The sequence below is a fragment of the Streptomyces sp. NPDC003042 genome, assembly GCF_053591315.1.
Genome location: NZ_JBSFTP010000018.1, coordinates 60370 through 71196, shown reverse-complemented (window position 1 = coordinate 71196; position 10827 = coordinate 60370). Strand labels below are relative to the sequence as shown.

At 71.8% G+C, this 10827-nt stretch carries 9 protein-coding genes; 7 read left to right on the top strand and 2 right to left on the bottom strand.

What is annotated here, in order from left to right:
- Positions 1 to 56 precede the first annotated feature (56 nt).
- Both ACWDYJ_RS12980 and ACWDYJ_RS12975 read right to left on the bottom strand, forming a co-directional pair.
- Complete coding sequence (locus ACWDYJ_RS12980) at positions 57 to 1925, bottom strand: ABC transporter ATP-binding protein (RefSeq protein WP_451565566.1); 1869 nt, start codon at positions 1923 to 1925, stop codon at positions 57 to 59.
- On the bottom strand, positions 1922 to 3649 hold the full coding sequence (locus ACWDYJ_RS12975) for an ABC transporter ATP-binding protein (protein WP_451565565.1): 1728 nt from the start codon (positions 3647 to 3649) through the stop codon (positions 1922 to 1924). Before ACWDYJ_RS12975 ends, ACWDYJ_RS12980 begins: the two co-directional genes overlap by 4 nt.
- Before the next feature lie 224 nt (positions 3650 to 3873).
- Between ACWDYJ_RS12975 and ACWDYJ_RS12970 the strand changes: the two genes are divergently transcribed.
- The 7 genes from ACWDYJ_RS12970 (at position 3874) to ACWDYJ_RS12940 (ending at position 10559) form a co-directional block, all read left to right on the top strand.
- Positions 3874 to 4944, top strand: coding sequence for a FecCD family ABC transporter permease (locus ACWDYJ_RS12970; RefSeq protein WP_451565579.1), 1071 nt, complete (start codon positions 3874 to 3876; stop codon positions 4942 to 4944).
- The gene (locus tag ACWDYJ_RS12965) at positions 4941 to 6029 is read left to right on the top strand and encodes a FecCD family ABC transporter permease (RefSeq protein ID WP_451565564.1); all 1089 of its coding nucleotides are present in this window, start codon (positions 4941 to 4943) and stop codon (positions 6027 to 6029) included. Before ACWDYJ_RS12970 ends, ACWDYJ_RS12965 begins: the two co-directional genes overlap by 4 nt.
- Complete coding sequence (locus ACWDYJ_RS12960; protein WP_451565563.1) at positions 6026 to 6871, top strand: ABC transporter ATP-binding protein; 846 nt, start codon at positions 6026 to 6028, stop codon at positions 6869 to 6871. Before ACWDYJ_RS12965 ends, ACWDYJ_RS12960 begins: the two co-directional genes overlap by 4 nt.
- A gap of 13 nt (positions 6872 to 6884) precedes the next feature.
- Positions 6885 to 8456, top strand: coding sequence for an amidohydrolase (locus ACWDYJ_RS12955; RefSeq protein ID WP_451565562.1), 1572 nt, complete (start codon positions 6885 to 6887; stop codon positions 8454 to 8456).
- Positions 8456 to 8698, top strand: a complete 243-nt coding sequence (locus ACWDYJ_RS12950) for a hypothetical protein (protein WP_451565561.1) — start codon at positions 8456 to 8458, stop codon at positions 8696 to 8698. Before ACWDYJ_RS12955 ends, ACWDYJ_RS12950 begins: the two co-directional genes overlap by 1 nt.
- Before the next feature lie 153 nt (positions 8699 to 8851).
- On the top strand, positions 8852 to 9709 hold the full coding sequence (locus tag ACWDYJ_RS12945) for an ABC transporter substrate-binding protein (RefSeq protein WP_451565560.1): 858 nt from the start codon (positions 8852 to 8854) through the stop codon (positions 9707 to 9709).
- A gap of 133 nt (positions 9710 to 9842) precedes the next feature.
- Complete coding sequence (locus ACWDYJ_RS12940; protein WP_451565559.1) at positions 9843 to 10559, top strand: hypothetical protein; 717 nt, start codon at positions 9843 to 9845, stop codon at positions 10557 to 10559.
- Positions 10560 to 10827: the final 268 nt, after the last annotated feature.

Sequence of the window (10827 nt, the reverse complement as noted above, 5' to 3'; positions counted from 1 at the left end):
CCGGGGCAGGCCTCGGGGCGGACCCCGGGCCGGCCCCGTGGGACGGGCGCCGACGGTCAGGACTCCGCGGCCACCTGCGGTACCCCGTCGTGGGGCTTGCGCCGGGTGCTGGACCATGCGGCCCAGAGATCGGCGTAGCGCCCGCCGGCGGCCACCAACTCCTGGTGCGTACCGGTCTCGACGATCCGGCCCTGGTCGAGGACGACGACCCGGTCCGCCGCCGCGGCCTGCGGGAGCCGGTGGGCCACCACCAGGCCCGTACGTCCTTCCAGTGCCTGAAGCGCGGCCGTCTCCAGGACGCGGGCGCCCGCGCTGCCGGCGTCCGCGGTGGCCTCGTCCAGGATGGCGACCGGCGGGTCGGCGAGGACGAGGCGGGCCAGAGCCAGGTGCTGGGCCTGGGTCACCGTGAGCCGGTGCCCGCCGTCGCCGACCACCGTGGCGAGCCCGTCGGGCAGCGCCTCGGCCCAGGCCAGGGCGCCGACCCGGGTGAGCGCGGCCCGCAGTTCCCCGTCGGTGGCCTGCGGCCGGGCCAGCCGCAGGTCCTCGGCCAGCGGCCCGGCGAACACATGGACTTCCTGGCTGATCAGTGTCACCGCCCGCCGGACGCCGGCGGGGCCGAGCTCCCCGGCATCGACACCGCCGAGTGTGATGACGCCCTCGGACGGCTGGTGGACACCGGCGATCAGCTTCGCCAGGGTGGTCTTGCCGGCCCCGCTCGCGCCGACCAGGGCCACCCGCTCCCCGCTGCGCACCTCCAGGTCGACCTCGCGCAACACCGGGTGTCCGGGCACGTAGGCGTGGCTGAGCGCGCAGACCTTGACGGAGCCGTCCACCGGTACGGAGGGCCGGTCCGGCTCGCGCTCATCGGGCAGATCGGACACGCCGACCAGGCGGGCCAGGCTGGCGCCGGCGGACTGGGCGTCGTCGAGGAGGAAGAGCGCGGCGTTGATGGGATTGAACAGGCTGTGGAAGTAGAGGGCCGCCGCGGTCGCCGTACCGATGCTCACGGAGCCGTTGTCGACCAGGATGAACCCGGTGAACAGGACCGCTGCCAGACCGACGAACTCGGCCAGGTTGAGCCGTGAGAAGAAACCCGAGACGAGGCGGATGCCCCGCAGCGCGAGGTCGACGGATTCCTGCGACCGCCGTTCGAGGAGTTCGGCGTGCCGTCCGTTCAGCCGGAACGCGCGTACGGTCCGCACGCCCCCGAAGCTGTCGAGCAGCTGGTGCTGAAGGGCGCCGGTCGCCACTCGGTGCCGGGCGTACAAGGGGGTGGCGCGCGGCATGTACCACCGGACCGTGAGGACATGGACCGGCATGGCCAGCAGCACGGCGAGGAGGAAGCGCCAGTCCAGGACAGCCAGCCCGACCAGTGTCAGCACGATGGTGAGAAGGGCACCGCTGAACTCCGGTAGCGCCTGGCGTACCGCCTTCGCGATCCGGGTCACATCGCCGGTCACGCGAGAGGTCAGGTCGCCCGAGCCGGCGTCTTCGACGCGTTCGAGGGGAAGTCGCAGCGCCCGCTCGATGAACCGCTCGCGCAGGCTCGCGAGGACGCTCTCGCCGAGCCGGGCGACGAGGGAGGTGCCGGCCGCGGTCGCGATGCCGCGTGCCACCGCCACCGCGAGGAGGAGGACCATCGGCAGTGTCAGCGAGCCGGGGCCCCGCCGCTCGACGACCAGGTCGACGATATGGCCGAGCAGCGGGGCGGTCAGCAGCCCGATGCCGGTTCCGACGACCAGCACGCTCACCGCGGCCACCGCCTGCGGCCGGTGGCGGCGCAGCAACGCGCCGACGACGGCAAGGGTCTGGGCGCCGGTGGCGATCGGCAGGAGTGCGCGATCCGGCGCGCTGGTCGCGCTCATCGTCCGCCCTTCGTCGTTCATGTCGTCGGCGCTCGCGCCGTCGTCGGTCACAGCCGTCATGTCAGGACCACCGAGCGGTACGCCTCGTCGGTGGCGACGAGCTCCGGATGGCGGCCGTCGGCGCTCACGGCGCCGTCTTCGAGCACGACGACGCGATCGGTCACGGCGAGCAGGGCGGGGCTGGTGGTGACCAGGATCGTGGTGCGGCCACGGCGCAGCTCCCTCAGGCGGGCGGCGATGCGGGACTCGGTGACCGTGTCGACAGCGGTGGTCGGGTCGTGGACGACCAGCACCGGGTGGTCCGCGGCCAGCGCCCGGGCCAGCGCGACCCGCTGACGCTGTCCGCCGGACAGTGACCGTCCGCGCTCGGTGAGCGGGGTGTCCGCACCCCGGGGCAGGGCCCGAGCGACGTCGTCCGCCGCCGAGGCGGCCAGCGCGGGCTCGACGTCCGCCGCATCGCCGTCCGCTGTATCGATTTCCGCTGTATCGATTTCCGTTGGGGCCCGTACGTTGTCGAGCAGGGTGCTCTCGAACAGGGCCGCGTCGTGGTGGGCGACCAGGATCGCGCGTCGGACGCCGTCGGGGTCGAGCTCGGACAGGGATACGCCGTCGAGCTCGATCGCCCCTTCCGCGGGGTCGAGTTCCCGGCCGAGGCACAGCAGCAGGTCGGTCGCCACGGCCGGGTCCCTGGCGACGAGGCCGACCAGGCTTCCGGGGGCGATGTCCAGGTCGAGTCCCCGCAGCGCGCCGTGCGTGACGCCGCGCAGCCGGAGCCGTCCGGCGACCGGATCGGGCGTCGCGGCCGAGCCCGCTGTGACGGCGGGGGAGGAGGTCAGTACCTCCGCGATGCGGTCGGCGGAGGCGCGCCCCTGCGCGAATTCGGCGTTGACGTAGGTCAGCAGCTGGAACGGCCCGAGCAGGAACTGCGCGAGTCCGACCGCCGCCACCAGCTCGCCGACACTGATCGTGCCCCGCATCGCCAGGTACGCGCCGACCAGCCCGATGGCCGCGATGAAGATCCCGGTCAGGGTGAGGATCGCGCCATCGTGCCAGGCCCGGCTCCGGGCGGCCCGCAGCGCCGCCGCCAGTGAGTCCTGACTGGTCCGCCGGTACCGGGTCACGGCAGCCTGCTCGGCGCCGATGCCCTTGAGTACCCGCAGGCCCGCGACCAGGTCGGCGGCGACGCCGGAGGCGTGCGCGGCGCGCTCCTGCTCGACCTCACTGCGCTGTTCGAGGGGTCGGCTGATCCGGTGGCCGAGCCACAACAGGGGCGGGATGCCGAGCAGGACGAGCAGGCCGAGCGGTACCGAGATCCGGAGCAGTACCACCGCGCTGATGGCCAGTCCGGCGAGGGCCGAGATCCCGTACGGCAATGCGGCCGCCACCGCGCCCACCCGGGCGGTGTCGCCGGTGGCGACGGCGGTCAGTTCGCCGGGGAGCCGGCCCGTGTCCGCTCCGCCTCCGGGGTGGAGCACCCTGGCGCCGAGGTCGAGCCGTAACCGGTGTGCGGCCCGTTCACCGGCCCCGTCGGTGATCCTGGCAGCGGTGCGGTAGCAGGTGGACAGGACGAAGAAGAGGACGGCGAGTACGAGGAGCCAGCGCAGCAGGGCTCCGGAGGAACCGGTCGCCACCGCTTCGTCGATGATGACGCCGATGACGACGGGAACCATCGCCTCGCAGCCTTGGTGGGCCATGCCGAGGAGCGATGCCCCGGTCACGCGGCGGCGCTGGCCACCGATCGTCCGCCGCAGGACATGGCCCCCGGTGGGTCCTCCATCGCGCATGCGGTACCTCCGCGGAGATGGTCGGATGGTTAGGTAAGGCTACTCTAAGGAATTCGCGTACCCATGGGTGCGCGGATGTGTGCGTACGTTCTCTACTGGCCTACTGTGCTTGCTCGTTGACCGTCCGGAGCGGCTCGGTTAGGCTCACCTAAGTTGCTCGTCTCATTGTGTCGATGCCGCATCTCGTGCGTGATGTGCGACCTGCCGCCGGGGGGTAGTACGTGCTGTCGGTCGATACCCAGGTGGCATCCGGGAGCGGGACCGAAGGCCCCCCTCCGCCACCGACGCGCCGCGGCTCGGCGGCGGCGCTGCGCGGCCTCGGACTCCTCGTGGCGCTCGGCGCGCTGGTCCTGATCGCCCTGCTCGGCGTGTGGCTGGGCACCAGGGACATCCCGTTCACCTCGACGTGGCACGTCCTGTGGCACAACGACGGGTCGGAGACGGCGGTCGTCATCCACGACTACCGCGTCCCCCGCACCCTGCTCGGCCTCCTGGTGGGCATGGCACTGGGACTGTCGGGCGCCCTCATGCAGGCGTTGACCCGCAATCCGCTCGCCGACCCCGGCCTGCTCGGCGTGAGCCTGGGCGCATCGACCGGAGTGGTGGTGGCCATCGCGTTCCTCGGAGTGGGCACGGCCCTCGGCTACGTGTGGTTCGCCTTCGCCGGCGCGGCGATCGCCTCCGTCGTGGTCTACCTGCTCGGCTCGGCCGGCCGGACACTGGCCACCCCCGACCGGCTGGTCGTCGCGGGAGCGGCGGTCACGGCCGTGCTGTACGCCTTCAACTCGGCGGTCCTGCTGCTCGACCCGCGGGCGTTCAACCAGTTCCGGTTCTGGACGGTGGGCGCGCTCGCGGGGCGGCGCATGGACGTCGTGTACGTGATCCTGCCCTTCGTCGTGGTGGGCATCGTCATCGCCCTGGTGCTGGCCCCGTCACTGAACGCCCTGGCCATGGGCGAGCAGATGGGACGCGCCCTGGGCGTCAACGTCGGCCGGACGCGGGCGTTCGGCGTCGTCGCCGTGATGCTCCTGTGCGGCGCCGCCACCGCCGCGGCCGGCCCGATCGCGTTCGTCGGCCTGGTGGTGCCGCACGTGGCCCGTTTCGTGGTGGGCCCCGACCAGCGCTGGGTGATGGCGTACTCGATACTGCTCGCGCCGATCCTGCTGATCGGCGCGGACGTCCTGGGCCGGGTACTCGGCGCGCCCGGCGAAGTACAGGTCGGCATCGTCACCGCGTTCATCGGAGCACCACTGTTCCTCGCCCTGTGCCGCCGCCGGAAGCTGGTCATGCTGTGAACGCCTCACCGGAGGCCGAGCCCTCCGCCACCACCGGTCCCCGGGTGATCAGCGGTACGGTCCTGCGTACCCGCAGGGGCGGCTACTCCCTGCGGATCCAGGGCCGCACGGTGGCCGTGACCTCCGCACTGCTCGTCGCGCTCGTCCTGGTCACGGGATTCACCCTGACCACCGGGGACTTCGAGCTGTCGGTCGCGGAAGTGCTCCAGGCGCTCACCGGAAGCGGGTCGGGCGGAGCCGACTTCATCGTCAACACGCTGCGCATGCCCCGGCTGGTGACCGCGCTGTGCGTCGGGGCCGCGCTGGCGGTCAGCGGCGCGATCCTGCAGAGCCTGACCCGCAACTCGCTCGGCAGCCCGGACATCATCGGCTTCACCAACGGGTCGGCGACCGGCGCTCTGGTGGTCATCGTCGTGCTCCACGGCAGCATGACCCAGATCGTGCTCGGGGCACTGGCCGGCGGACTGGCCACGGCGGTCGCGGTCTACCTGCTGGTGTTCAGCGGCGGCCTGCAAGGGTTCCGGCTCGTCGTCATGGGCATCGGCGTCAGCGCCCTGCTGCTCGCCGTGAACTCGTACCTGATCACCCGGGCGTCCTGGCAGGAGGCGCTGGAGGCGCAGGCATGGCTGATCGGCAGCCTGGGCAACCGGGGCTGGGACCACGCGGCCGCCGTCGCCATCGCCGTGGCGATCCTGCTGCCCCTCGCCTTCGGCCTCGGCAGCAGGCTGAACATGGTGGAGATGGGCGACGACACGGCGATGGCCCTCGGCGTCGACGTGGTCCGCAGCCGGCTCGCCCTCCTCGTCATCAGCGTCGCACTGGCCGCGTTCGCCACCGCGGTGACCGGCCCCATCTGGTTCATCGCGCTGGCCGCGCCCCAGCTCGCCCGCAAGCTGATCCGTTCGTCCGGTCCCGCTCTGGTCCCGGCCGCCCTCATGGGCGCCGTCCTGCTGGCCGTGAGCGACATCGCCGTTCAGCGCGTCTTCTCGCCCGCTCTCCTGCCGGTGGGTATCGCCACCGGCACCATCGGCGGGCTCTACCTCATCTGGCTGCTGGTCACCGAGTCGCGAAAGAGCCGCGCATGACAGGAACGATCCCCCCGACGGCCCGGCTGCGGGCCGAGGACCTGACCCTCTCCTACGACCAGCGGACCGTGGCCACGAACCTCGGCGTGGTCATTCCCGACCACTCCTTCACCGTGATCATCGGTCCGAACGCCTGCGGAAAGTCGACCCTGCTTAAAGCACTCGCCCGGATGCTGAAGCCCCGGGCGGGGGAGGTGTACCTCGACGGCGCGGCCATCTCCTCCTACCGCACCCGCGAAGTCGCGCGACGGATCGGGCTGCTCCCGCAGTCCTCGACCGCGCCGGGGGGCATCACGGTGGGCGACCTGGTGGCCCGAGGCCGCTATCCGCACCAGCGCATGCTCAAGCAGTGGTCCGCCGAGGACGAGGCCGCCGTCATCGAGGCGATGCGGCAGACCGGCGTACTCGAACTCGCCGACCGGCCCGTCGACGACCTCTCCGGCGGCCAGCGGCAACGCGTATGGCTGTCCATGGTGCTGGCGCAGCAGACCTCCATCGTGCTCCTGGACGAACCGACGACCTACCTGGACATCGCCCACCAGGTCGAGGTGCTGAACCTGTGCGCCGACCTGCACGAGCGCAAGGGCCAGACGGTCGTCGCGGTGCTGCACGACCTCAACCAGGCCTGCCGCTACGCCAGTCACCTCGTGGTGATGAGGGCCGGCGGCACGGTCGCCGCCGAAGGCGACCCCGCGACGGTCATGACCGCCGAGCTGATCGAGGACGTGTTCGGACTGCCCTGCCGGATCATCGACGACCCGGAGACCGGCACTCCGCTGATGGTGCCCACCGCCCGCAAGCGCCCCGCCATGGCGGGCGACACCGCTCAGGAAACCTCCTAGGGACGGACTGGCCATGCTGTGTACGCGGCTGACGAACGCCCACATCATCACCATGGACCCGGACCACCCCGTCGCCCACGACCTGGGTATCTGGCGCGGCCGGATCGTGGGCCTGGACGAGGCCGTCACCTCTCTTCCCGCACGCGAGGTCGTCGACCTCCAGGGCGCCACCGTGCTGCCCGGGTTCATCGACAGCCACGTACACCTGGCATGGACGGGGCTGAAGGCGGGGACCCCGAGCGTCGCACCGTGCGAGCGGATCGAGGACGTGCTCGCGGCCGTGGAAGACGCCGTCTCCCGGAAGGGTTCCCCCGGCGCCTGGGTGGACATCGCCGGGTACGACCAGCGGCCACTGGGCCGCCACCTGACCGCTGCCGAGCTCGACGGGGTCAGCCACGGGCGCAAAGTGTTCCTGATGCACGACTCGGGACACGCCTGTGTGGTCAACAGCGCTGTCCTGAACCTGCTGCCCGCTGATGTCCCGCACGAGAACGGATACCTCGCCGAGGCGGCCATGGGCGCCGCACGGCGGCTCCGGCCACCCCGTTCCCAGGACGATCTGGCGGACGCGATCGCGCGCGCCGGGCGGATCTGCCTGTCCGAGGGAGTGACGGCCTGCTCCGAAGCGGGCATCGGCGGCGCCCTGTTCGGCCACAGCCCGGTCGAGCTGGCCGCCTATCAACTCGTCCGGGAACAGGGCCGGCTGCCCCTGCGCGTGCAGCTCATGGTGTCCGGGGACGTGCTGCACCCGGTCGACGCGCACGGCGACGGCTTCCCCCGCGCTCTCGATCTCGGCCTGCGCACCGGGTTCGGCGACGACTGGCTCTCCGTGGGCGCGCTCAAGATCTGGACCGACGGCGGCATGATGGCCCGTACCGCCGCGCTGAGCAGCCCGTACGACGGCATGGACCACGCCGGGGAGTTGCAGGACGATCCCGAGCGCATCACGCGGACGATCGTCGACGGCCATCTCGCCGGATGGCAGCTCGCCGTCCACGCCATCGGCGACCGCGCCGCCGATCTCGCACTGCACGCCTTGGAACGGGCGCAGCGCATCCGGCCACGCCCGGACGCACGGCACCGCATCGAACACGCCGGCCTGATCCGGCCCGACCAGCTCGCCCGCTTCGCGCGCATCGGCGCGATCGCGGTGGTCCAGCCGAACTTCCTGCGCTACTTCGGGGACGACTACGCGTCGATCATGGGTGAGGACAGAGCCCCCTGGCTGTACCGGGGCAAGGGGTTCCTGGACCACGGCATCACGCTGGTGGGCAGCTCCGACCGTCCCGTCGCGGACGGCTCGCCGCTGCGGGCCATCCAGTTCATGGTCGAGCGCGCCTCCGCCTCGGGCCGGGTCATCGGCCCGGACGAGGGCATCACGGTGGACGACGCCCTGCGCTCGTACACCGTCGGCGGAGCCTTCGCCTGCCGCTGGGAGGACAGCGCGGGCACGCTCACACCGGGCAAGCGCGCCGACCTGGTGGTGCTGGGAGACGACCCGCGCCGCGTCAGCACGTCGCGCATCGGTGACATCGAGGTGGCCGCGACCTTCGTCGACGGCCGCGAGACGGGGAAGGCTGCGTGATGACCACGCTCCGCACGAAGGACGATTCCGTCGAACGCTACGCGTACCTGTGGCAGTCACCCTCCGTCCCGCACCGGTGGGTCATCTGGAACGACGCCGCCGGGGAGAGCATGGTCTTCGACCGGGAGTTCAACTGCCCGGAGGACATCGACGGCGAGGTGACCCTGCGCGAGGTTCTGCGCAGGATGCGCGAGGCGGGAGTACCGGAGAGCGACGACTATCCGGGGCGCCCTTGCTCGTAGGGCGGACCCGGCCGTCCCTGACACCGCACCCCGAAGGAGGGGCCTGGCACTGAGGTGTCGCGCCCGGCAGAGCGCGCCGACTCGGCTGCCCCGTCTCCCGCGTGTGCGTGCGTCCGGGTGTGGGCAGGAAGCAGCCGGGAGAGTGGAGGGGGCATGACGACAGAGCCTGCCTGGGAATTCCGCGATGACCGTGGTCATTTGGCGGCAGCGCCGAAGCGGCCGTCCAGAGTGGTCGCCTACCTGCAGGCCGGGGCGGCGCTGTGGGACCACGGCATCCGACCCGTCGGGGTCTTCGGTTCGACGCACGACGGCGCTGTCCCGGATCCGGTGAAGGCGGACGCACTGCCGTTGCGGTCCACCCCCTACCTTGGTGCGGGGGCAGGGCTTGATGTGAATGCTCTGCTCGGCGCCGGCCCCGAGCTCGTCGTCGCTGTCTCCTACGGTGGGGGCGATGTCTACGGCATCGACCCGGACGCGGCCAAGTACCTGGGCGAGCGGGTCCCGTTGGTCGTTCTCGACGTCGGCGGCGGCCGTGCACTCGCAGGGATCCGGGCACGCTTCACCGCCCTGGCCCGCCACTTGGGCGCCCCCGACCGTCCCGAACTCGACGACGAACTCGCCCGCTCGGAACGCCGGTTGCGCGAGGCCGCCGCCTCCGGGCCGCGGCGCCGGGTGCTGGCCCTCTCACCCGCGGGCCCGGACACGGTCCACCTCGCCAGAGCCCGGACCTGGCCCGACCTGGCAGCGCTGGCGGAGCTCGGTGTCGCCTTCCCGGAACCGGCGGAGGGTCCCGGAGTCAACTGGGCCTCGACAAGCTGGGCGCAGGCCGCGTCGATGAAGCCGGACCTGCTGCTGGTGGACGCCCGCGCGCACGCCGCACCCTTGGGCGAGGCTCTGGGACGCGGGACTCCCACCGTGCCGTGGAACCCGGAGCTCCCGCCGAGCGTGTCCGCGTACCTGCGGTTCGCGACCCGGGTGACGGAGGCGCTGGCTACCTGGAGTGCTGGATGATTCCTGGTCGCCTGCCGCCATCAGCGTCGGACGATGCCGGTGATCTTTGATTGCTCACGCCCGGTTGAAGTCGTTACTGTTTGACATTCAAGTGGGCCATGGGCTGCCAGGAGCAGGGAACGGGGGTTCGGGAATGAGTCAGGGGTACGTCGCGGACCCCGCCGGGACCGCTCGGGACATCACCTCCCTGCTTGAGCGTGCCGGGCTCGAACGCGGGGACATCCTCCGCGTGGAGGGCGAGGGCGGCCTCTCGTACGCCTCGGGGCTTCCCGTGGAGGACGTGGAGGCGTTGCTGCGCGGTGAGCCGCTGCCGCAGGGTGACGGCGGCGGGGCGGACCCGGTGGAAGAGCGTCACCGCCGCGTGGTTGCCCGGATCGTCTTCCTGCGCTCCACGCGACTGCGCACTTACCCCGACGGCCGGCGGCGTGCGTACTCACTGGCGGAAGTCGCGGCGGGTGCGGGGACGAGTACGCAATGGCTCGACCGGATGATCAGGACGGGGAAGGCTCCGAATCTCGATCACGCGGCCGGGATCGCGGGCTTCTTCGGAGAGAGCATCGAGTTCCTCGTCGCTACGCCCGCCCAGGCGCTGGACCGGGTGCTCCAGCTGATCCACAAGGACCTTCTGAAGCGGACCGTCGCGCGCCAGGACCTGGACATTCAGCGTCTCAGGAAGACCGACTACGCCGGCTCTCCCGACTCTGATCTCAGCGTCGTCGACTACGCCGCACGCGCGCTCGCCGATGTGCCGGAAGACACCGCACAGCCCATCATCGCCCTCATCGAATCCGTTGCCAGGCGCTCGCGCGAGGAGCGCGCGCGGGAGAGCCGGGCGGACGCGCACGGATAGCCCGCCTCATCTCGGGCCGGAACTCCCGGCACGGTGAGCGAGAGGCGGTCGTGTCCGACCGGTCGCGGCCGAACTCGGCCCGCTGCGCCTCCTCTTGCACGGCGTGCCGGCGGCCGCCCACGGCCCGGGGTCGACGCGTACGCCGTGCCCGTACGAGGACAGTCCGCCCATTAGCCGGGAAAAGGGCCTCTGGCCAGGGACGATGTACGCCAGGCGCTGGTTGCTTGTGCTCGGTGGAGTGGCTACTGTCGCGGACGCGAGGAACTGA

Coding starts and splice junctions, on each gene's coding strand:
- ACWDYJ_RS12980 (WP_451565566.1), bottom strand. CDS start 1,925: ATGACGGCTGTGACCGACGACGGCGCGAGCGCCGACGACATGAACGAC.
- ACWDYJ_RS12975 (WP_451565565.1), bottom strand. CDS start 3,649: ATGCGCGATGGAGGACCCACCGGGGGCCATGTCCTGCGGCGGACGATC.
- ACWDYJ_RS12960 (WP_451565563.1), top strand. CDS start 6,026: ATGACAGGAACGATCCCCCCGACGGCCCGGCTGCGGGCCGAGGACCTG.
- ACWDYJ_RS12955 (WP_451565562.1), top strand. CDS start 6,885: ATGCTGTGTACGCGGCTGACGAACGCCCACATCATCACCATGGACCCG.
- ACWDYJ_RS12950 (WP_451565561.1), top strand. CDS start 8,456: ATGACCACGCTCCGCACGAAGGACGATTCCGTCGAACGCTACGCGTAC.
- ACWDYJ_RS12945 (WP_451565560.1), top strand. CDS start 8,852: ATGACGACAGAGCCTGCCTGGGAATTCCGCGATGACCGTGGTCATTTG.
- ACWDYJ_RS12940 (WP_451565559.1), top strand. CDS start 9,843: ATGAGTCAGGGGTACGTCGCGGACCCCGCCGGGACCGCTCGGGACATC.